This window comes from Novibacillus thermophilus, assembly GCF_002005165.1.
Classification (GTDB): domain Bacteria; phylum Bacillota; class Bacilli; order Thermoactinomycetales; family Novibacillaceae; genus Novibacillus; species Novibacillus thermophilus.
Window position 1 is genome coordinate 2,978,624 of sequence record NZ_CP019699.1, and the last position, 20,697, is coordinate 2,999,320.

At 52.5% G+C, this 20,697-nt stretch carries 19 protein-coding genes, 1 pseudogene and 1 riboswitch; of the genes and pseudogenes, 4 read left to right on the forward strand and 16 right to left on the reverse strand.

The genetic code is table 11. The features are described from left to right. Positions 1–40 precede the first annotated feature (40 nt). The 4 genes from thiW to thiD are packed head-to-tail and all read right to left on the reverse strand — an operon-like array spanning position 41 to position 2,823. Positions 41–541 (reverse strand): energy coupling factor transporter S component ThiW, encoded by a 501-nt coding sequence (gene thiW, locus B0W44_RS14515; protein WP_257788052.1) that lies wholly within the window; start codon positions 539–541, stop codon positions 41–43. Beyond that, entirely contained in the window at positions 538–1,203 is a 666-nt protein-coding gene (thiE, locus tag B0W44_RS14520; RefSeq protein ID WP_077720653.1) for a thiamine phosphate synthase, read from the reverse strand. Before thiE ends, thiW begins: the two co-directional genes overlap by 4 nt. Further along, complete coding sequence (gene thiM / locus B0W44_RS14525) at positions 1,203–2,000, reverse strand: hydroxyethylthiazole kinase (protein ID WP_077721426.1); 798 nt, start codon at positions 1,998–2,000, stop codon at positions 1,203–1,205. Before thiM ends, thiE begins: the two co-directional genes overlap by 1 nt. 4 nt (positions 2,001–2,004) lie before the next feature. After that, the gene (gene thiD, locus B0W44_RS14530; RefSeq protein WP_077720654.1) at positions 2,005–2,823 is read right to left on the reverse strand and encodes a bifunctional hydroxymethylpyrimidine kinase/phosphomethylpyrimidine kinase; all 819 of its coding nucleotides are present in this window, start codon (positions 2,821–2,823) and stop codon (positions 2,005–2,007) included. A 112-nt stretch (positions 2,824–2,935) separates the two neighbouring features. Beyond that, positions 2,936–3,049, reverse strand: a riboswitch (TPP riboswitch). A gap of 568 nt (positions 3,050–3,617) precedes the next feature. On the opposite strand from thiD, the gene B0W44_RS14535 reads away from it, so the two are divergent. Further along, positions 3,618–4,826: a CynX/NimT family MFS transporter gene (locus B0W44_RS14535; protein ID WP_418304053.1), complete on the forward strand. Its 1,209-nt coding sequence runs from the start codon at positions 3,618–3,620 to the stop codon at positions 4,824–4,826. A 220-nt stretch (positions 4,827–5,046) separates the two neighbouring features. Here B0W44_RS14535 and ehuA read toward each other — a convergent pair whose 3' ends face one another. The 11 genes and pseudogenes from ehuA to B0W44_RS14585 all read right to left on the reverse strand — a co-directional run bounded on the left by ehuA (position 5,047) and on the right by B0W44_RS14585 (position 16,073). Further along, a complete protein-coding gene (gene ehuA / locus B0W44_RS14540) occupies positions 5,047–5,880 on the reverse strand; it encodes an ectoine/hydroxyectoine ABC transporter ATP-binding protein EhuA (protein ID WP_077720655.1) in 834 nt (277 codons plus the stop codon). Then, positions 5,880–6,581 carry an ectoine/hydroxyectoine ABC transporter permease subunit EhuD gene (ehuD, locus tag B0W44_RS14545; protein ID WP_077720656.1) on the reverse strand — a complete coding sequence of 234 codons (702 nt, stop codon included), beginning with the start codon at positions 6,579–6,581 and terminating at the stop codon, positions 5,880–5,882. The genes ehuA and ehuD overlap by 1 nt, the downstream gene beginning before the upstream one ends. After that, positions 6,578–7,219: an ectoine/hydroxyectoine ABC transporter permease subunit EhuC gene (gene ehuC, locus B0W44_RS14550; RefSeq protein ID WP_077720657.1), complete on the reverse strand. Its 642-nt coding sequence runs from the start codon at positions 7,217–7,219 to the stop codon at positions 6,578–6,580. The genes ehuD and ehuC overlap by 4 nt, the downstream gene beginning before the upstream one ends. A 102-nt stretch (positions 7,220–7,321) precedes the next feature. Continuing rightward, positions 7,322–8,254 carry an ectoine/hydroxyectoine ABC transporter substrate-binding protein EhuB gene (gene ehuB, locus B0W44_RS14555; protein ID WP_077721428.1) on the reverse strand — a complete coding sequence of 311 codons (933 nt, stop codon included), beginning with the start codon at positions 8,252–8,254 and terminating at the stop codon, positions 7,322–7,324. A gap of 356 nt (positions 8,255–8,610) precedes the next feature. Next, positions 8,611–10,050 (reverse strand): aldehyde dehydrogenase family protein, encoded by a 1,440-nt coding sequence (locus tag B0W44_RS14560; protein WP_228441197.1) that lies wholly within the window; start codon positions 10,048–10,050, stop codon positions 8,611–8,613. A gap of 56 nt (positions 10,051–10,106) precedes the next feature. Next, positions 10,107–11,147 carry a homoserine dehydrogenase gene (locus B0W44_RS14565; protein WP_077720658.1) on the reverse strand — a complete coding sequence of 347 codons (1,041 nt, stop codon included), beginning with the start codon at positions 11,145–11,147 and terminating at the stop codon, positions 10,107–10,109. 22 nt (positions 11,148–11,169) lie between these two features. Then, positions 11,170–12,159 carry a M20 metallopeptidase family protein gene (locus tag B0W44_RS14570; protein WP_335582624.1) on the reverse strand — a complete coding sequence of 330 codons (990 nt, stop codon included), beginning with the start codon at positions 12,157–12,159 and terminating at the stop codon, positions 11,170–11,172. Beyond that, a complete protein-coding gene (locus B0W44_RS19120) occupies positions 12,096–12,401 on the reverse strand; it encodes a hypothetical protein (protein ID WP_335582625.1) in 306 nt (101 codons plus the stop codon). Before B0W44_RS19120 ends, B0W44_RS14570 begins: the two co-directional genes overlap by 64 nt. A gap of 13 nt (positions 12,402–12,414) precedes the next feature. Continuing rightward, complete coding sequence (locus B0W44_RS14575) at positions 12,415–13,638, reverse strand: cystathionine gamma-synthase family protein (protein WP_077720659.1); 1,224 nt, start codon at positions 13,636–13,638, stop codon at positions 12,415–12,417. A 43-nt stretch (positions 13,639–13,681) separates the two neighbouring features. Beyond that, positions 13,682–14,665, reverse strand: a complete 984-nt coding sequence (locus B0W44_RS14580) for a cyclodeaminase (protein WP_077720660.1) — start codon at positions 14,663–14,665, stop codon at positions 13,682–13,684. 212 nt (positions 14,666–14,877) lie between these two features. Further along, positions 14,878–16,073, reverse strand: a pseudogene (locus tag B0W44_RS14585) (M24 family metallopeptidase). A gap of 270 nt (positions 16,074–16,343) precedes the next feature. Between B0W44_RS14585 and eutB the strand changes: the two are divergent. The 3 genes from eutB to B0W44_RS14600 all read left to right on the forward strand — a co-directional run bounded on the left by eutB (position 16,344) and on the right by B0W44_RS14600 (position 20,229). After that, a complete protein-coding gene (gene eutB / locus B0W44_RS14590) occupies positions 16,344–17,327 on the forward strand; it encodes a hydroxyectoine utilization dehydratase EutB (RefSeq protein ID WP_077720661.1) in 984 nt (327 codons plus the stop codon). Between the two features lie 13 nt (positions 17,328–17,340). Beyond that, positions 17,341–19,053, forward strand: a complete 1,713-nt coding sequence (locus tag B0W44_RS14595; RefSeq protein WP_077720662.1) for a PucR family transcriptional regulator — start codon at positions 17,341–17,343, stop codon at positions 19,051–19,053. Positions 19,054–19,140: 87 nt separating this feature from the next. Next, on the forward strand, positions 19,141–20,229 hold the full coding sequence (locus tag B0W44_RS14600; RefSeq protein ID WP_077720663.1) for a tyrosine-type recombinase/integrase: 1,089 nt from the start codon (positions 19,141–19,143) through the stop codon (positions 20,227–20,229). Positions 20,230–20,325: 96 nt separating this feature from the next. Here B0W44_RS14600 and yneA read toward each other — a convergent pair whose 3' ends face one another. Next, positions 20,326–20,580, reverse strand: coding sequence for a cell division suppressor protein YneA (yneA, locus tag B0W44_RS14605; RefSeq protein ID WP_169835608.1), 255 nt, complete (start codon positions 20,578–20,580; stop codon positions 20,326–20,328). Between the last annotated feature and the right edge of the window lie 117 nt (positions 20,581–20,697).

A 20,697-nucleotide genomic window follows, 5' to 3' on the forward strand; every position in this document is an offset into this window, starting at 1 on the left:
TTCGCCTCCGAAAGACCAGTTTTGGCTTTCCGTTTTTCCTTCAAGATCTGCCGCCGTTTAACGGTAACTTTTGGAGGTACCGGACGATGATGACTCCGATGATGGCGCCAGCGGTACTGCTCACGAGAAAACCTGGGACAAAGGCTAGCACGGCTTTCGTTTCGCCGAAGAAGATACGTGCCATCGGAACACTCAGAAGTGAGCCCAAAATACCCGTTCCGATCATTTCTCCAGCTGCCGCAAACCGTATTAGCCGCTTTCGCCGGTACAGCCACCCTGCCAACAAAGCACCGACCATCCCCCCTGGAAAAGCAAAAATCGTCCCGACACCGAGCAAATTTCGGAGTACCCCGATCAAAAAAGCGACAGTGACCGCGGGAAGGGGGCCGAACAGGACGGCTGCCAACACATTGATGGCATGCTGTACCGGATAGGCTTTCGCTATACCGGCAGGAAACCAGATAAACTGTGAACTGACAGTACCGATCGCAACCAAGACGGCCATCGCTGTCAAACGCTGTACTTGGCTTTTTCTCCTCACGGTTGAACTTTCCTCCGTTCCGTTTCGACCGTTTGCAAAAGCGCTCTGGCCGCCGCCTCCGGGTCCGTTTGGGAAGCTATGGCCGAAATGACAGCCACACCGTCAGCTCCGGCCGAGAGAATGTCAGGGACGTGCGCGGCTCGAATGCCACCGATGGCGACAATCGGGATCGGCCGTGTCAGTTGTTTACAGAGCGCAGCCAACCCTTCTGGTCCGAGGGGAGTTTTGGCATCGCTTTTTGAACGGGTGGGAAACATCGGCCCAACTCCGAGATAGTCAGCCCCAGAAGCAATCGCCTCTTCCGCTTCTTGTAACGTGTGGACAGAGACGCCAACCCACATGTCGTCACCCGTTAACGCGCGAACGTCTTCGACAGGGAGGTCGTCTTGTCCGACGTGAATGCCGTCAGCCTCGAGCAACAAGGCCAAATCTACACGATCGTTCACAATGAAAGGGATGTGGTGTTGGCGACATTCGCTGCGCAAAGCGCGCCCGAGGGCCAACGTTTCTTTCATCGTCAAGCCCGAATGCTTGTCTCTAAACTGAAAACACGTAATACCACCTGCAATCGCCTTTTTCAGCACATCGACAGGAGAGAGGGGAGGGGCACAGTCTTGACTGCCCATGACGAAGTATAAGGATAAGTGACGGGCCGGGACCATCACACATTCCCCTCCAAAACCGATAGTTTGGCCATGTCACGCAGCTCACGAGGTGTCATCAAATAAAGGGCATCGATTAAACGCCAGTTTAGCTCGCCGGGGCCTTTTGCCGACCGTGCTGCCAGCTCCGCCGCTACAGCCATCGCACTTAAACCCGCCACGGCGGCAAGGGTGGAGTCGTTTGTGACGGCGTGACAGGCGCCGACGATAGCGGTGGTTAAACAGCCAGAGCCTGTAATGTAAGGAAGTAGGGGATGGCCGCCTTCAATGACGACGGTGCTGTCAAGGCCCGCGACCACGTCCGTTTTTCCCGTCACTGCCACCGTTGTCCCGTACTTGTTCACGAAAGACTGCGCCAGCTGCACGCGGTCGCCGCCGTCATCAGATGCGTCAACCCCTTTCTGTCCCCACGCCACACCGCACAATGCGGCAATTTCAGCCGCATTTCCGCGGACGACGGCAATGTCCAGTTCGGCTAACAGCTGCTGGATCTGTTCATTGCGGTAAGCCGTCGTCCCGTACCCGACTGGATCCAAAATAACCGGGATCTTCAACCGGTTCGCAGCGTGACCTGCCAACTGCATCGCCTCTACCGTGCGTTCTGTCAAAGTGCCAGCATTTAACACAAGGGCCCCGGCGTGGGCCACCATGTCGGCCACTTCTCGCGGTTCCGAAGTCATCACGGGTGACGCCCCGATCGCGAGCGTCCCGTTAGCTGTAAAATTGGTCACAACGAGATTCGTAATGTTGTGGATGAGTGGTTTCCGTTGGCGCAATGTTGCCAACAACGTCTCCATCTGTTCACGCACGGGATAACCCCTCCTGTCTGTTGCGGTAAGCCCAGTGGTTGACAGGGCCGTGACCGCGCCCTAAATGGATAGGGTGTTTAATCGCTTCGGTAATATAGGTCTTTGCCGTTTCTACAGCCTGTCGAAGGGGAGTCCCTTTGGCTAGCTCCGCCGTAATAGCAGCAGAAAACGTACAACCGGTTCCGTGGGTGTGTTTTGTGTCATAGCGTGAAGCGACCAGTTCGTCAAACACCGAACCGTCGTAATAAATGTCGCGGGCCTCGTCATCCAAATGCCCGCCTTTCACGACGACAGCAGTAGCACCGAACTCATCGACGATCTGTTTAGCAGCGTCTTTCATCTGCTGGACGTTCTGAATTGTGCGCCCAGTGATTTCTTCTGCTTCGGGAAGATTGGGGGTTACAATCGTCGTCAAAGGGAGCAGTTCGTTGACCAGCTCTTTTTTCGCCGTTTCGGCGAGGAGTGCGTCACCGCTTTTGGCAACCATCACTGGGTCCATGACGTAGTTGTCAACATTGTACGCCTTCATCTTCTGCGCGACTAACCGAATGACGTCGGACTGGGAGAGCATGCCCGTTTTCACAGCATTGGGACGAATGTCTTCGTAAACGGCGTCCATCTGGCTTTCAATGAGCTCGAGGGGCATGTCTAAAAAGGTTTTGACGCCCAGCGTGTTTTGACTGACGACAGCCGTGATGACGGACATGCCGTAAACGCACAATTCCTGAAACGTTTTTAAGTCGGCATGAATGCCCGCACCTCCCGACGGGTCCGTTCCGGCAATCGTTAAAGCTCTCGGTACCTGTCCCATGATCATCACTCCGTAAAATAGTTGAGTTTCAGTACATTCATGCACTCTGCTGCAGAGGGGGGGAGGCCCGTCGACGTTCAAGTAAAAACACCGCAGATGCCATCCGCGGTGCAAAAAATTCTTAGATGTTCCCTCCGCTGGCATTACCCAGTTCAGGTTAAGCGGTCGACGGTGACAACTAACCATCCTCTCAGCCCGGTTTACCCGAGCTCCCGCAGAATGTATGAAATTCATGCGCTTACAGCTATTATAGGTTTTATCACCGCTATCTGTCAATGCAACGCTCTCCAGTTTTACAGATCAAAAAGCTACTGAAGAGAAAAAGAAGAGGGCAGCGGTTGTTCTGAGGTTCAGACGATTTTACATATATAGTTACAAAACTTATATTTTGTAACGGTACTATATGGCCAAGAAGTTGACAAAAGCCTCCCTCATCGCCTAACGGAAGTCACCAGCCCTTTCATCCTTCATCAGTTATATAGATGTGATTTGTAATAAGGTTTCCTTACAATCCATTGCCTTGACTATAGTAGTAGGCTCTCCCAAATGCGGACGGATATTATGTTTTCCCTGCTAACCGTCTCTGATCGAACAGCGCTTCGTTAGGGGGATTTGGCCTATTATGCCTTGGAGTTGGTCACATTCGTCCAGTTGGATCGTAAGGATGCTAGTTTCAAATATTTTAATGCGAATTGCTGTGGTGTATATCTACGTTTATGATTGAAACAGTTCTGCCTAGTCTCTCAAACCTGTCCCCCGTTTAAGTTATACTAAGAGTAAGGGGAAAATGACACATGATGAGAATAAAAGACAAAGTAAATGTTAAGCGTGCTGATATTGTTCTTCTTATAGGGATTGTAGCGATCTCCGCCAATTTGCGTCCGGCGATTACGTCTGTCGGCCCTCTCATCGGATTTATACGTGACGACATGCATTTATCCAACGGTTTAGCTGGCCTCCTCACGACTCTCCCTTTAGTCGCCTTTGCCGTCTTTTCTCCGTTGGCGCCGAAGTTTAGCCGCAGACTAGGTATCGAAATGACTTTGTTTCTCGGCCTCATGACGTTAGTTGCCGGGATTATGTTGCGCTCGACCCCCTCAATGTCTACCTTGTATACCGGCACCTTTACGATCGGCACGGCCATTGCGGTCTCCAACGTCCTGCTGCCGAGTCTCATTAAACAGAAATTTTCCGACAGAGTCGGTCTCATGACAGGTGTGTACACGACGTTTATGGGCGGTTTTGCAGCGCTTGGATCCGGTGTGAGCGTTCCCCTGGCGTCGCATTTAGGTTTCGGGTGGCGAAGCGCGCTCGGGTTTTGGGCCGTTTTAGCGGCTTTTGCCGCACTTGTTTGGCTCCCTCAACTCCGCCATCAAAACCGATCGGGTACTTCGCAAAGGATCGACGTGAAGCTAGGGGGGCTTTGGCGCTCTCCTCTCGCGTGGCAAGTGACTTGCTTCATGGGATTACAGTCGTCTATTTTTTATGTCACCGTGACGTGGATTCCCAATCTCCTTCACGATAGCGGCATGGACCCTTCGACGTCCGGATGGATGGTATCCTATATGCAGCTCATCGGTCTTCCGGCGACATTTATCGTGTCTGTTCTTGCAGATCGCCGTCCCAATCAAAAACGCATCGTGTTTGCAATCAGTTCGCTTTATATCGTCGCTTTTGCCGGGCTGCTCAGCTTGAAGACGGCCTGGGTGTACGTGTGGATCACGCTTCTTGGAATCGGCCAAAGCTCCACCATCAGCCTGGCGCTCGCATTCCTCGCCCTTCGTGCAAGAAATGCTCAACAAGCGGCAGAACTTTCAGGGATGGCCCAGTCTGTCGGCTATCTACTGGCCGCAGTCGGTCCAGTGGCTATCGGTTATCTTTACGATCTGACTCAGACATGGTCCGTTCCGTTAACGGTACTGATGTTTGTTTCATTCTGTATGTTGTTTGCCGGTCTCGGTGCCGGGCGCAACGCGTATGTCACGCCGGACAAAAACATGTAACCTTTGCGTCTCCTTTCTTTTCTGAGGGTTAGTTTACATAAAATAATGATTGTATACAATTTCATAAGGAGACGCTTCTCTCCCGCAGTACGTCACTAGAAAAAACAGCCGATGTTCATCTTGTATCGGTGAACATCGGCTGTCGCACACGCGCAAACGCTGTTTTGTCTTGTCTTTAGGCTGTTGCATACTCACTGCTCGGCGGATGCATCACGTGCCATCACGTGCCGTTGCCGTTCGCCCGGAACCGCTTCAAAAACGACTGCAATCGTTCACTCTTTGGGTTTTCTAAAACATCACCCGGTGTCCCCTGCTCTCCGATGCGGCCGTTGTCGAGAAACACAATTCTGTCAGCCACGTCCCGGGCAAACTCCATTTCGTGCGTAATCAAAATCATCGTCGTCTTGCCTTCCGAAGCGATGTCTTTAATGACCGAAAGCACTTCCCCGACGAGTTCCGGGTCGAGTGCCGCCGTCACCTCGTCAAACAACATCACTTTCGGCTGCATCACCAGCGCCCGCGCAATGGCGACACGCTGTTGCTGTCCTCCAGACAGCTGGGAAGGATAAGCGTCCACCTTGTCGCGAAGACCGACTTTTTCCAGCATCGTCACTGCCCGTTCTTCCGCCTCTTCCTTGGACAGACCGAGAACGTGAACTGGTGCGGTGATGCAATTGCGCATAATCGTCATGTGCGGAAATAAATTGTACTGCTGAAAGACCATGCCGATTTTGCCTCTCACTTTGCGTAAATGCTTTTCGTCTGCTGGGATGAGTTTACCGTCTACTCGCTTGTGCCACAACAGTTCGCTATCTACTTCAATCGTACCGGAAGTCGGTTTTTCCAACGTCATCAGCATGCGGATGATCGTCGTTTTTCCCGATCCACTCGGGCCGATAATGGCCAGTTTTTCGTTTGGCTGGACGTCTAGATCCAGTTCTTTCAAGACGTGAACATTGCCAAAAGACTTACTCACCTTATCGTATCGCACGATAGGCTCTGCTCGCCCTTTCTCGGGGGCAGCGTCCAGTGTAGTACTTGCCGTTTCAACCATCACAACGTCTCTCCTTTTGTAAGGGCGCGGCTTCTCCCAAAAGCGCGGTTCGTTCGGCTTTCAAGTTTGCGCACGAGCACTGCCGACGGATAGCTGAGAAGCAAGAACAGAAAGCCGACAATGGTGATCGGTTCCAGGTAGCGCCACGTTTCCGATCCGATGATTTTGGCCGTCTGCAGCATCTCTACCACCAAGATGGCAGACAAGAGGGGAGTTTCCTTAAACAGCACGATTAAATAGTTTCCCAACATCGGAATGACCGGCGGAATGGCTTGCGGCAGAATCACTTTAAACCACGTCTGCGCTTTTGAAAAGTTGAGGGCCGTGCTCGCTTCCCACTGCCCTTTGGGAACCGCTTCAATGCCAGAACGGTAGATTTCTGACACGTACGTACTGTAGTGGATACCCAAGCCTAGCGCCCCTGTTAGAAATGGATTAAGCGAAAACCCGATGTACGGAATTTGCGGAAATGCAAAAAACAAGAAGAACAGTTGGACAAGCGGCGGCGTACTGCGAATGAACTCAATGAACCCGACGGTCAGCCATACGAGTGGTTTAAAGCTGGAGCGGCGTGCTAGCGTCAACACTAGGCCGAATAGAAGCGCGATCCCGTAGGCAGTTACAGTCGCCGCCAAGGTAATCCACATCGCGTCAAAAATACGAGGGAATATTTCAAGCGCAAAATTCCAGTCCCACGTCATTGTACTGCCACTCCTTTCGAAGCTTTCTTTTCCAGCCAACGCGAGAGAAAGATGAGTGGCAAGGCGATGACAAAGTACATCAAGAGCAGTAACGTGAATATTTCTACTTGATTGCCGACGTAATTGTCTTTCAGCACTCTGGCTTGGAACGTTAGGTCGGCCAGCGTGATAAGTGAAACGAGAGACGTTCCTTTCAACAACTCAATTAAGTTGTTGCCGAATCCCGGCAACATGATTCTGATCGCCTGCGGCAGTATGACGAGACGCATGCGCTGCCAGCGCGTCATGTTCAGTGCAATGCCGGCCTCTGTCTGACCGTGGGGAATGGCCAGGATCGCCCCGCGCACGATTTCAGACGCATACGCTCCGTAATTCAATCCGAGGGCGATCACTCCTGCAGTAAAAGGGGACAACTCGATTCCAAAAGCAGGTAGCGCAAAAAAGAAAAAGAACATTTGCACCAATAATGACGTTCCGCGAAACAGTTCAACAAACACAGCCGTGATGAAACGAACGACGGCAAACCGCGAAAGTCTTCCAAAACCAGCCACAAACGCTATACAGAAAGCCAGTACTGCCGACAGCAGAAGTACTTTCACGGTCACTTCTGCCCCTCGCAACAGTTCCGGCAAAAACATCACATACGTGTCTATGGCGCCTTCAACCTCCTTCTTGGTCGCCTATCACATGTGCAGAATCTCGAAAATTGAGATTCTGCACACACTTTAAAGTTTAAAAGATCACGAATTGCAACGGTCTTCAGTTGTAATATCATCAGGAGGTAAATTGTCCTCTGAAAAACCGAACTCCTCCAGTATTTCCAATAACTTGCCGGACTCTTTCAATTTTTGCAGCCCTTCGTTGTACGCTTCCCGGAGCTCATCGTCTCCTTTTCGGAAAGCGGCTGCACCGTAACTCATCACACTTTCGCCGTCAATGACCGGCTGCGTAAACGGCTCGGCTTTTTCCACTTGAGACGGATCGGCAGAGGCTACCGCTTCGTTAAGTGTTGCTTCCGTCATGACAGTAGCATCAACGCGTCCCGACGCTACAGCTGCGATATTGGACGATATGCTGTCCGCTGTCTCAATTTGTTCTTCTTTCACCCCGAGCGCTTTCAGAAAATCAAATTGGTTGGCTCCGGCCATGATGGAAACCTTCACGTCAGGATTAGCGGCGATGTCTTCATAGCTGTGAAGATTTTTCGGGTTTCCAGCTTGCACGGCCATTCCTTCCCCATACTGAATTTCTATGTCACCGAAATCAGCTTCTTCACACCGTTCCGGCCTGATATCCATACCAGCCGTAATTAAATCAAACCGGTTTGCCTGTAGTCCCGGGATGAGTGATCCGAATTCCGTCACTTCCCCTTCCACAGTTTCAATCCCCATATCCTCAAAAATGGCCCTGGCGATTTCCGGGGCAACACCGGTAACTTCACCCTCAGCTGTTTTGAAGCCGTACGGCTTTTCGTTGGCAACGCCGACGGTCACTTTCCCTTCTTCTTTAATTCTGTCTAACGTCGACATTTCATCTGTCGTTTCTTCTGAAGAAGCCCCGCTAGAACTTTCATCACCGTTTCCATTGTCACTTGTAGCATCGCCACTCGCCCCGCAAGCGACCACGATAACAGCCAATAGACCGATGGCCAACATGTACACTATTTTTTTCATCGTTTTCCTCCTCAAATAGTTCTGTTTCTGCTCAAACACGGTCGAACCCCTTTCCGCTCTACCTCGTTCTTTTGAGCGTACGCCTTTCACCATTCCGATCGAATCACATTGAATGATGGAAGGAATACGTTCAAATCGTTCATTTCCAATCTTTTTAAATTTTCTGTAACTTTAAGGTGCTGTTGTTTTATTCCCCTCCCTTCAAGTGGGATAAGCAGCTCTTTTTTATCTTAACATAACGAATTTTGACATCAAACGCACTCATCGGGTGACAGTCGGCGCAGTTCGGACCAATTCGCGAATCTTGATCTGTTACGTCGTATATGCGCCAAATGCCTCCACGAAACGGTCACACATTAGATGATGTGCCTGTCCGGAAATTTAAAGCACACCACTTTTATCTCTGTCATTTCTTCGACAGCGTACTTCACTCCTTCTCTTCCCAAACCAGATCCCTTTATCCCGCCAAACGGCATCGCGTCAATGCGGTAATCGCTGCTGTCATTGACCATAATGCCCCCTGCTTCTACATTGCGGACGGCGACAAACGCCTTCTCCACATCCCGTGTGAAAATGCCCGCTTGCAGCCCGAAGTTTACTCGGTTGGCGGCACGAACGGCTTCTTCCAAACCGGACACGCGGTAAAGTGAGACGACGGGACCAAAGACTTCTTCATGCGCCAAAGTGCAGTGGGACGGCACCCTTTCCAAAACAGTCGGCAGGTAGAACGCACCGTCGCGCTCTCCTCCTGTTAACAGATTCGCGCCGCGGTCGACGGCTTCCTGGACCCACTGTTCCACGCGAACAGCTTCCTGTTCCGTGATCATCGGGCCCATATCCGTCAGTTCGGACAGTTTGTCGCCGACGCGCACTCGCTTCGTGCGTTTTACAAACCGATCAGAAAAATCGTCGTAAATATCGTCTTCTACATACACCCTTTGCACCCCGATGCAGTTTTGGCCGGCGGCACTGAAGGCCCCTTGCACAGTTGCTTCGACAGCCTCGTTCAAGTCTGCATCCTTTAAGACGATGACCGGAGAGTTGGAACCGAGTTCCATGCTCAGTTTTTTCACGCCGGCTTTGCGGCTGATGGCTTCTCCCGCAGATGTGCCGCCGGTGAAGGAAATCATCCGCACCTCTGGATGCATGACCAACGGATCCCCGATTTCACGGCCGTAACCGGTCACGACAGACAGCACTTTAGGTGGAAGTCCAGCTTCGAACAACACTTCTGCCAGTTGGAGCGCACTGAGCGGTGTGACAGTGGAAGGTTTGACGATGACGGCATTGCCGGCCGCGATGGCAGGCCCTACTTTATGGGCCACAAGGTTGAGCGGATCGTTGAACGGCGTGATGGCTGCAATGAGACCGACAGGAAAGCGGTAGTAATACCCCAACCGGTTTTCAGAGCCGGATTTTTGATCAAAGGGGATCGTCTCTCCGTGTAATCGCCGCGCTTCTTCAGCGCTGATTCGGAGTGTATCCATAGAGCGGCGCACTTCTTTCAGCGCTTCTCTGATCGTTTTGCTCCCTTCCCGCGCAATTGTAGTGGCAAACACATCTTCCCGTTCGGCTATCAGGTCGGCTGCGCGGTTTAACACGGCCATCCGTTCATGTGTCGGCATCTGTGCCGCAATTCTTACGCCTTCTGTACCACCTGCGATCGCTTTATGCACATCTTCGGAAGAAGCCGCTGGGACTGTACTGATGAGGCTGTCATCCTGGGGATCGTAAACGCCAATCGTCTTGTCGCGTTCAACCCACTTTCCCGCTACGATCATCTTTTTTTGTTCCATGACTCCTGTTTTCAATGGCATCACCTTCTCTCAGGAATTCGCTCGGACTTCTAGCACTACAGTTGACCACGGTCGATGTTGATTAAATCGATGAGCAAGGAAAACCCGGTTTCCGTACGGCCAGCTCCAGCCCCGACAAGTGTAATCGGCCCCGACAAATCACAGTCGTACGTGATGGCATTCATCGCTCCCGACACACCAGCCAGGGGGTCTGACAGCGGAAGCATCTCCGGGCCGATGTTGGCCTTCACGCCATCGCCCGTTTTTTTGATGCGCGCCAACAGTTTCCACCGCTTCCCTTCTGACTTTGCCTTCTCTATATCCCCTTGAGTCAAGTGGCGGATGCCTTCGCATTCAACGTCTTCTCGACGCAACGGGACATTCATGACGACGTTGGCTAAAATAACGACTTTGTACAGCACATCGTACCCTTCAATGTCACTCGTCGGATCGGCTTCCGCATAACCGTTCTCCTGCGCCTCCCGCAAGGCGTCGTCAAAGGACATCCCGGCTTCCATTTTGGTCAAGATGTAATTCGTCGTTCCGTTCAAAATACCGCGCACTTCGGTGATCGCGTTGCCGGTGAGGGAGACGAGGGGCATGCGCAAGGCCGGTGTCCCACTCATCACCGTCCCTTCATATCCGAGGCGTACTCCCTTTTCCCTCGCCATCTGAGACAGTTCCCGGTATGCGAGGGCCACAGGGCCCTTGTTGCTCATGACGACGTTTTTCCCGCTTTCAAACGCCGCTTTGCAGTGGTCGATAGCTGGCTGGCCGGTCTTGACATTCGTAAAGGTCACTTCCACGACAGTGTCGGCGTTACTCTCCCGTATCGTGCGAAAACTGTCCCATCCGGTTATAAGGCCCGGCTGATCAGGGTAGTCGCGAATGTGACCCGTTTCTCTCACCAGCTGTAGGACGCGTTTTATATTTAAACCGTCCGGATGGTAGAGGGACCCTTTAACCGGATCGGAGATGGCCACGACGTTGGCATCCAACCCGTGAGAATCTCTCAACGTTTCGCCGCGGTCACACAAAATTTCTGCCAACCCTTGTCCAACCACCCCGAAACCGATGAACGCAATGTTGTGCGGCATTGCTGATCAGCTCCTTTCCCTTTCATCTCCTGTCAGTCGTCACGACTTCTCTGCGCTTTGACGTTGTCAAAAACTTTTTCGCAGCTAGAGCTAAAATCGCCGCCCCTATCGGGAGACAGTTTTCGTCGATGTCAAACGAGGGCGTGTGCAATGACCGGGCCACTCCGTCGTCCCGTGCACAACCGAGAAAAAACATGGCTCCCGGCACCTTCTTCGTCATATGCCCGAAATCTTCCCCGCCGAGGCCAAACGGCTCGTACTGAATTGTACAGTCTGGAAACAGCTCCCGCATCGATTCTGTCAACAGTGCGTTCACAGTCGGGTCGTTATAGAGGGCCGGCTCTCCCCGGAAAACATCGAGAGAGTACTCCCCGCCGAGGGTTGTGACGACGGAAAACGCTGTTTCCACCTCTTTCACGAGCTGTTCCCTCGTCTCCGGCTTGTAACTCCTCACCGTTCCTTCCACGACGACCTCTTTCGGCAGGACATTGCTCGCCGTTCCAGCGTGGAGGCGCGTCACACTGACGACGGCAGGTTCAAGGGGGGATACCCGCCTGGCCACGATACCGTACAGCGCTTGTAGAAACGGTCCGAGCATCCACACGGGGTCCCTTCCTAAATGGGGGTAGGCGGCGTGGCCGCCCGTACCGCGAATCACACCTCGAAACACGTCGACATTGGCCATGCTGTACCCGTCGTGGACTAAAAAGACGCCGACGGGATGCTCCGGACTGACGTGCAACGCGATGGCGGCGTCCACATCCTTTAACACGCCGTCGCGGATCATATGCGGTGCCCCCGTCAAGTTGTCTTCGTCTGCCGCCTCTTCCGCCGGTTGAAAAAGAAACTTAACCGTTCCGTTCACTTCCCCCCGGTCGAACATTTCAGCGACAATGTGGGCCACACCGAGCAGGATCGCCGTGTGGGCATCGTGGCCGCACGCATGCATCACCCCGTCACGGCGGGAACGGTAGTCGTGATGTGCCTCTTCTTGAATCGGCAAAGCATCCATATCCGCTCGAATAGCCAGAGTGGGCCCGGGGCACCGTGAAGAGTGCCGACAACTCCCGTCTTGGCCACTCCTTCCGTCACGTTCATTCCGGGGATGGCCTTCAGCGTGCTGGCGACGAGCTCAGCCGTTTCAAACTCGCGGAAACTGAGCTCTGGGTTGGCGTGCACGGTGCGCCTCCACTGGATCAGCTGCCCTTTCCTTTGTAGAGCTTGTTCCAAGACTGAATCGGGTCGTACAGTCAATCTGCCTCACCTTCTATTTTGCGGCACCTACTTCAACGTTGGTTTCTAAATGTTCGAGTGCCTGTTTCAAGTCGTCAATTAAATCGTCTGCGTCCTCGATGCCGACTGAATAACGGATTAATCCTTCCGGTATCCCCATCGCCTGCCGTTCTTCCAGCGTATTTTCCACGTGGCTCGACGTGCGCGGTGGAGCGGCGATCGTCTCTACAGCGCCAAGGTTGGCAGCCAAGTGGGCGTACTTCAGTTTCGGTAGGAACACTCTGACGGAGTCGATGCCCCCTTTTAAGGAAAAGCTGAGCATGCCCCCAAAACCGGACATTTGCTTTTTGGCAATCTCATGGCCATCATGCGAGGCTAACCCCGGGTAAAAAACATCTTCGACGAGTGGTTGTTCTTCTAAGAACTGGGCGATGTGCATCGCATTTTCATTTTGTTGGCGGACGCGCAAATGGAGAGTTTTCATCCCGCGCAGCATGAGGTAAGCTGCCATGGGGTCCAGTGCCGCCCCGTGAATTTCGCGGAAGTGGTACACTTCTTTCACGAGCTTGTGACTGCCGCAGACGACTCCGGCAAGGGCGTCAGCGTGCCCTCCCAAGTATTTCGTCGCGCTGTGAATGACGAGATCCGCCCCGAGGGACAAAGGAAGCTGGTTGATCGGGGTCGCAAACGTATTGTCTACGACGACGAGGGCTTGGGCGGCGTGTGCGGCTTTCGCCAAGCGCTCCAAATCCGTCACTTTCATCGTCGGGTTTGTAGGGCTTTCCAGGTAAAGCAGTTGACACCCTTTCGCGATTTCCCGTTCGATCATGTCGTGGTCCGTCGTGTCGCACAGGGCTACGTCCACGTTAAATCGGGGGAGTGTTTCGATAAAAATCTTGTTCGTGCCGCCGTACGTGTCTTTAATCGTCACCACGCGGTCGCCCGGTGACAGAAAAGCGAATAGCGTACTGCTAATGGCGGCCATTCCTGTGGCAAAACTGCAGGCGTCCTCAGCCCCCTCAAGCAAACGTACTTTTTCTTCAAAGACGCGGACAGTCGGGTTGCTCATGCGCCCGTAAATGTGGCCGGGACGCTTGCCCAGCGCCACATCCTGCCACACGTCAATGTCGTCGTAGCCGTAAGAGACACTGTGGACGACCGGGACTTGGGTCGCCCCTTGCATTAAATACTCGTCTTCCCCTCCCCACACCGTTTGTGTTCCCACTCTCGCGCTCTGATCGCTGTTGTAAGTCGTCACACTATCCTCTCCCTCACATGTGTTTAAATTTTTGTCATTTTCCTCAATTCACATAAATGCCCAAACCAACATTCCTCTCGAGTTTGCGCAGAGCCAGGCGGGCGATGGCCGTATCCTGGACTCCCGTGCCGGTCAGATCACAAACTGTTACTTGCCCGTCACCTGTCCGGCCGGGTGTCTTTCCCGTCGTGAGCTCCCCTAACTCGACTACCCTGTCCCTTCGATCCTCATCCCAGTGCGTCCACACGTGATGCAGTTCTCCCAGTTCTACACATTGAGACTTCACATCACACACACATACGTCGGCTCGCTGTAGAACCTCATCTTCTAGCTCCTGTTTGTGCTCCGCATCCGAACCCATAGCGGTAATGTGCAAGCCAGGGTGAAGCCACTCTGCCTTCACAATCGGCTCGCTGGCCGGAGTTGCCGTGACGACCACGTCGCTCTCCCTCACGACTTCCTCCGGCGTTTCGGCCCGGACAATGTGAACGCCTAATCGCGTTTCCATTTCACGCGCGAACTGCTGTACCCTTTCCGTCGTCGGGCCGTATACGATGAGACGCTGAAAGTGGCGTACTTGTCGCAAAGCCATCACTTGATAGCGGGCTTGCGTTCCGGCTCCGATGACGCCAGCCGTCTCCACGTGTTCTGGAGCCAAATATTTGGCGGCAACGGCTCCGGCTGCAGCTGTACGAACATCCGTTAAATATCCGTTATCCAGCAGGACCGCTTCCGGAATTCCGGTGACCGCACTCAACAAGAGCATCATCCCGTTGCCGCTCGGCAGACCGAGCTTGGCGTTATGAAAAAAACCGGAAGACACTTTGATGGCAAAACTGTCCCAGCTGTGAACGTACGCTGTTTTGACGTCCACTTCTCCCCTGTGTTCGGGAATGTCGACGCGCATAATCGGCGGCATCTCAACCCGACCGGCTTGCAGTTTGCTAAATGCGTCTTCAACGGCGTCCAACACTTCACGGTCCAGTTGCACGCACTGTTTAATTTCTGAACGATTGTAGATTCGCATAGGCGTTCCCCCTTCCATCTGTCCCAAAATTTACGGCATCGGCACGTGCCGTGTGATTCGTAGCGGGAGAGGGGGTCGTTTGAAGACCATGTCGTAATGCGGTGACTGTTTGAGGTCACTGCCTCTGATGCTCACTCTTCACTCTTGTCGCAAGATACCCGCTCCTCACCACCACGTTAAGTGCCGCAAAGCTGTAATGGAGGGTTTTCTTGTCAACTAATAGCGGAATGTAATCGAGGGACCACAATGAGCTCCCGCGGAAAACGGGCCAACACTTCACACCCGTTTTCCGTCACTCTGAAGGACTCGCTGATTTCGACCCCACAATGATCGTCCAGCCAAATGCCTGGAATCATGTGGAACGTCATATTCGGCTCCAGCACGGTACGATCGCCGTACCGGATACTCGCCGTGTGCTCTCCCCAATCCGGCGGGTAATTGAGGCCCATGGCATATCCTATCCGCGAATCTTTCATGTAGCCGTATTGGCTGATCGTCTTCGTCCAGGCGCGTTCGACTTCTTCACACGCCACTCCCGGCGCCACTGTTTCTAAAGCGGCATTGAGGCCTTCTACTGCCACTGCCGCGAGCTCTTTCAGCTTTGGATGCGGGGGCCGATCGACACAGTGCGCGCCAGCGGTGAATGGTACCGTCTGTAACAGCCGGCTAGCTCAATGACGACCGGATCACCTTTTTTAAACCGGTCTTCCGACCACGTCATGTGGGGCGCGTTCGATTTGACACCCGTCGGCATCATCGGCACGATAGACGGATAGTCTCCGCCGATAAGTTCTGTTCCGCTGACGAGGGAGTGGTATATGTTGGCGGCCACATCACACTCCCTCACCCCTTCATCAATGGAGTCGACGCCTTTCCACATCGCTTTTTCTGCAATTTCAGCCGCCCTTTTCATATACTGAATCTCCCGCTCAGACTTGACGATTCTCACCCAGTTGACCAAAAGTGTCGCGTCTTTGAACGTGGCGTCTGGCAAGCCGCGCTTCAGCTTTTCGTAGCCGAGGGCAGTAAAGTAATACGCATCCATTTCGAGCCCTATTCTTCGCTTCGACTGCCCGATCTGCTTTAAAATGTCGCTTACAAAATCCATCGGGTGTTTCACGGGTGATTGTACGTAGTCGTCTGGATAAGAGATGATGTGTGCGTCGTCCAGCCACGTCGTATGTCTCGCCCCGTTCGCGTCAATCCCCCTTCCGATCCAAATCGGTTGCCGTTCTTCCGCGATCAGCACCAGTACTTGCGGGACATAAAACGACCATCCGTCGTATCCTGACAGATAGTTCATGTTGGCTGGATCGGTGACCAACAACACCTCGATCCCTTCCGCATCCATACGCGCTTTGACTTTTTGAATCCTTTCTTCGTACTCTGAAATTTCAAACGCCAACATCGTATTACTTTACCTCCCTTACAGCCGTTTTTTCACTGAGTGACAGCGGTATCATCAGCTACTTTGAGCATACATAAACCCCTTCCAAAAGGTCTACTGCCAAAGTGTATGAACTTTTTGAGCTCCGTCTATACAATTTTACTTTAGCGAAAAGTCGGATAATATCATTTGAGTGATCGTTTTTTACATTCGGTTGACGATATGAGCTGTCCCGTTTTATACTGTCCATATTAAACTGTAAGCGCTTAAAGGAAAGAGGTGAAAGCAGTGATGGACGTGAATCGCGTCTGGGAGGCACGAGCCCGCATCACGCCTTATGTGAACAAGACACCTCTCATCCGTTCTCCAGTTTTATCAGAACAGACCAAAGCGAACGTTTTCCTGAAATTGGAGAACGTGCAACCAACAGGGTCTTTTAAAGTCAGGGGCGCTGCAAACAAAATACTGAGTCTCTCTCAAGCTGAACAATCCCGCGGCGTCACAACATTTTCCACCGGCAATCACGCACTGGCCGTCTCCTCCATTGCCCGCCATCTGGACATGAAAGCCGTCATTTGCGTTTCTCATCGCGTTCCCAAAGCCAAACTTGACGCCATTCGACGCTACGGTGTTGAAATCCGCAATGACTTCGACAGTCAAGACGACGCTGAGGCGTTTTGTTCCCAATTGGAACGAGAGGGACTGACGGTCATCAAACCTTTTGACGACCCTTCCGTCATTGCCGGTCAAGGGACGATCGGGTTAGAGTTGATGGAAGACTTACCACACGTTGAGACAGTGGTCATTCCTTTATCCGGCGGCGGGTTGTTGTCGGGAATCGGCCTCGCACTGAAAGCGAACAATCCCCGCATTCGCGTCGTCGGAGTGTCCGTCGAGCGCGGTGCTGTCATGTATGAAAGCATTCAAGCAGGCAAACCAGTGATCCTGGAAGAAAAAGAAACATTGGCCGACAGCCTTTTAGGCGGCATTGGCCTGGACAACCGCTTTACATTGTCGATGGTGCAACAGCTGGCAGATGAAATCCTCCTCGTCTCGGAGCCATCCATCGCAGCCGGAATGGCATACATGCTCGAGGCCCACCGAATGGGAGTAGAAGGAGCGGCAGCGGTAGGCTTAGCCGCTGTCATGGAACAAAAACTAAAAGTTGATCCCGGGGAAAACATCGCCGTCATCGTCAGCGGCAACAATGTGGATCTGTCCACTCTGTTACGCGTCACCCAACAGTACAGCTCATCCACCAATCATCTAACGTGAGGTGAAGCGAAACGTGCTGCTCACTGTAGAAGATGTGATGAATTTAGACATTATGCAACACGCCGTTGTCCGTTCTGGGAGCGGTGGCTTAAACAGTCGTCTCGTCAAATGGGTTTCCGTGATTGAAGTTCCTGTCGAAGACTTCGTGGGGCAACACGAACTCGTGCTGAGTACAGCCATCGGATGCGGACACGATCAAGCGCTGTTTTTACAATTTGTGAAAGACATTTACAACTCTGGTGCGGCTGCTCTCGCCATCTCAACAGGCCGCTACATTTACGACATTCCCGAAAACGCTGTCGCCTTTGCCGATTCCCACCATTTTCCCATCATCGAAGTGCCTTGGAAGGTTCGCTTTTCAGCCATTATCGAAGCCGTCTTAAACGAGATGAACAGCCGGCGGCACAAAGTGTTCAAACGCTCTGAAGATGTTCAACAACGCCTGTTTAGTCTCATTTTGCAGGGCGCACACCTGTCCAAGATCGCCGAGGTCGTCCATCAAGAACTCGGGCACCCCCTGCTGATTGTCGACCACCGGGGCCACGTGTACGGTGAGAGCCGACGCATCGGCGCTTTCCGAAAAAAGTGGCAGCGCTTGATCCAGTCCGAACCAAAAATACCGAAAGGGGTCCCCGTTCGAACGCCCCAGCACCTCTCCCATTCAGACATCCGATGTCTCCGTGTCGCCCGAGAATCGGCCATTCAAGTTGTCATCCGGTCGTCGGGAAAAATTGTCGGGTACATGATCATTCCTTTGCCCTCCGATGTGACAGCAGAAAACTTTTTACAACCTGATAATTCCATCGTCCTCGATTACGCTTCGATGGCGACGGCACTCTGGTTCTCCCGGGAACACGCCGTCCAAGAAGCGGAAATGCGGTTAAGGGACGATTTCGTCTGGAATCTCGCAAAAGGCGAAACCCCGTCGTGGGAGGCCGTCCTCTCCCGGGCAAAAGCGCTAGGCTACAAAGTGACGCTGCCCTATGTCTGCACTGTCGGGTTAATTGAAAACTTACGCCAACTTTACGAACGACACCCTTCCGACGACGTGTCGTACGAGCACTGGAGGCACAACATTATGCGCTACACCGAAGAACAGATTCACCACATCGGCAACACAGTCAATCTCGAGACGATGACGACGTGCCAAGACGGGCTCTTCGTCATTTTTTTAGAATGCCCGCAACAAAATTTTATAGATGAGGTCAACTACTTCCTCGATCTCATAGAAAACGAAGTGAAAAGCCTGTTACCGGGAGCCGTCATGTCCTGGGGGATCGGCGACAGCCGGGCTGGTGTTCGCTCCTTCCACCACAGCTACAGCGAAGCCCGAGTTACTTTGGACATCGGTCGCCGTCAAAGGGGATCTGGTACCCGCAGCACACACGAAGACACGAGTGTCTATCGGGCCCTCATGTGCTTGAAGGACAACCAAGACTTAAAGGACATTGTGACGTCGACGATCGGTAAACTGGTGGATTACGATCGGCAAAAGCCGGGCATGGATCTAATCGACACGTTGAACGCTTACGTGCGGCATCACGGAAATGTCAGCCGGACGGCCAGAGCACTCAATCTGCACCGCCAGTCGCTGCTCTACCGCTTAAGAAAAATCGAATCGCTGACCAACCGCTCCCTCGTCAACGCAGACGACTTGTTTTTGCTCAACTTGAGTGTTAAATTGTGGACGCTCACTGCAGACGAACAGAAAATTCAAAACGCGTAGTGCCTTGAGAAAGTTCTCAGTTCCCGGTATGCTGGAAATAGATTGGCTTGATTCGTTCAATCGGGCTGACGGAGGAGAAGTGAACCTATGCCTCAACACCCTTTTTCCCGGCGTTTGCCGGAAAGTGTCAACCGCGTCATCAGCCGCTTTCCCCTCCCCGTTCAAGACTTTCTGCACGACATGATCAGCGCGGAAAGATCCAACCAAACGATTGTGAATTACGCGTACGACTTTGACCTTTTTTTGACATATTTGAAAGAGCACGACATTTCGTTTGAAGGTGTGACGGCACACGACATCAAACGTTTTTTTCGCTACGTTGAGAACGGGTACGAACGGAAACTCAACCTGACCACATCGCACATCGACCCGAGAACGGGGGAAAAGACAGAAAGAAAGATTCAACGCACCCACTACCGGGAGAACACCCACAGCGGCAAAGCGAGAAAACGGGCGTCACTCCGCTCACTTTACCGCTATTTACAAAAAAACAACTACATTGCACACGATCCTATGCGCGAGTACGAAGACACCTCGCTGAAACAGAGCCGCCGCAGTCGCGCTCCGGTATTTCTTACGGCTGAAGAAGCCAAGCGCTTAATCGGCGCCGTTACGGATTACTACGGTCAAAACGAGACAGACAGGCGTTACAGAAAAGAATTGGCCAGTCGTGACCGGGCCATTATGCTCGTACTCCTCAACACAGGTATGCGCGTATCGGAGCTCGTACATTTGAACCGTTATAGCCTTCAATCGACAAACGGAACAGTCCACGTCACTGTGATCGGCAAAGGGAATCAAGAGCGGGTGCTCAAATTGAATCGAACCGCAAAAGAGGCCCTGGAGAATTACTTCCCCGACCGGGAGAAATTGGTGAGAACTACTGGAGAGGAAGCGCTGTTTGTCAACCGTTTCGGTCACCGCATAAGCCGCAAAGCCGTGTATGAGATCGTTAAAAAGTACGTGCAAGTAGCCAAGCTGCCGCCGAAAGCCGCCCGCATTTCCCCCCATAAGCTGCGGCACACATTAGCGACACTTCTATTAAAAAACGGGGAAAACTTGCGGGTCGTGCAAGAAATTTTAGGGCACTCCAGCATCAAAACGACTGAAATATACACACACGTCATCAATACGGAAAAAGACCAGGCCCTTGACCATCTCGACCAGTTGTTTTAAAACCGTTGGACATTTGCCCGGAAGTCCAATCTGTTTCAGGTCGAGCGGCTATGGGGGGAGGCGCCATCATCGTAAAACGAGCGATTCGATGAACCGTTACCGAGGCAGGAGCAGCGTGTCGCCCGGACGGATCGTGGCATCGTTCAGTTCGTTGTACACTTTAATTTCCTCAATTACCGCTCGAATGTCACGAGATTCACCGTAATACTTCTGCGCGATTTGCCACAGCGTGTCCCCCTCGTTTATCACCACTTCGATAGGTTCGGTCTCATCAGCCGGCTCTGACAAATAGGTAGAACTGACAAACAACAGAAAGAAAATGGAACCGACAGACATCGCCAACGTTTTCATCACCCGACCCCCAAACATTTGTTCTATTCACTTTCATTATATCTAGAACAAATGTTCTGTCAACATTTTTTTCGAACCTATGTTTGTATTTCGCACGCTTGACTGTTATAATGAAAG

Coding starts and splice junctions, on each gene's coding strand:
- B0W44_RS14600 (WP_077720663.1), top strand. CDS start 19,141: ATGCCTCAACACCCTTTTTCCCGGCGTTTGCCGGAAAGTGTCAACCGC.
- ehuD (WP_077720656.1), bottom strand. CDS start 6,581: ATGACGTGGGACTGGAATTTTGCGCTTGAAATATTCCCTCGTATTTTT.
- B0W44_RS14570 (WP_335582624.1), bottom strand. CDS start 12,159: ATGGATGCTTTGCCGATTCAAGAAGAGGCACATCACGACTACCGTTCC.
- thiM (WP_077721426.1), bottom strand. CDS start 2,000: ATGGAGACGTTGTTGGCAACATTGCGCCAACGGAAACCACTCATCCAC.
- ehuA (WP_077720655.1), bottom strand. CDS start 5,880: ATGGTTGAAACGGCAAGTACTACACTGGACGCTGCCCCCGAGAAAGGG.
- ehuC (WP_077720657.1), bottom strand. CDS start 7,219: ATGTTTTTGCCGGAACTGTTGCGAGGGGCAGAAGTGACCGTGAAAGTA.
- yneA (WP_169835608.1), bottom strand. CDS start 20,580: ATGAAAACGTTGGCGATGTCTGTCGGTTCCATTTTCTTTCTGTTGTTT.
- B0W44_RS14580 (WP_077720660.1), bottom strand. CDS start 14,665: ATGCGAATCTACAATCGTTCAGAAATTAAACAGTGCGTGCAACTGGAC.
- ehuB (WP_077721428.1), bottom strand. CDS start 8,254: ATGAAAAAAATAGTGTACATGTTGGCCATCGGTCTATTGGCTGTTATC.
- B0W44_RS14560 (WP_228441197.1), bottom strand. CDS start 10,050: ATGGAACAAAAAAAGATGATCGTAGCGGGAAAGTGGGTTGAACGCGAC.
- eutB (WP_077720661.1), top strand. CDS start 16,344: ATGGACGTGAATCGCGTCTGGGAGGCACGAGCCCGCATCACGCCTTAT.
- B0W44_RS14535 (WP_418304053.1), top strand. CDS start 3,618: ATGATGAGAATAAAAGACAAAGTAAATGTTAAGCGTGCTGATATTGTT.
- thiD (WP_077720654.1), bottom strand. CDS start 2,823: ATGGGACAGGTACCGAGAGCTTTAACGATTGCCGGAACGGACCCGTCG.
- B0W44_RS14565 (WP_077720658.1), bottom strand. CDS start 11,147: ATGCCGCACAACATTGCGTTCATCGGTTTCGGGGTGGTTGGACAAGGG.
- thiE (WP_077720653.1), bottom strand. CDS start 1,203: ATGGTCCCGGCCCGTCACTTATCCTTATACTTCGTCATGGGCAGTCAA.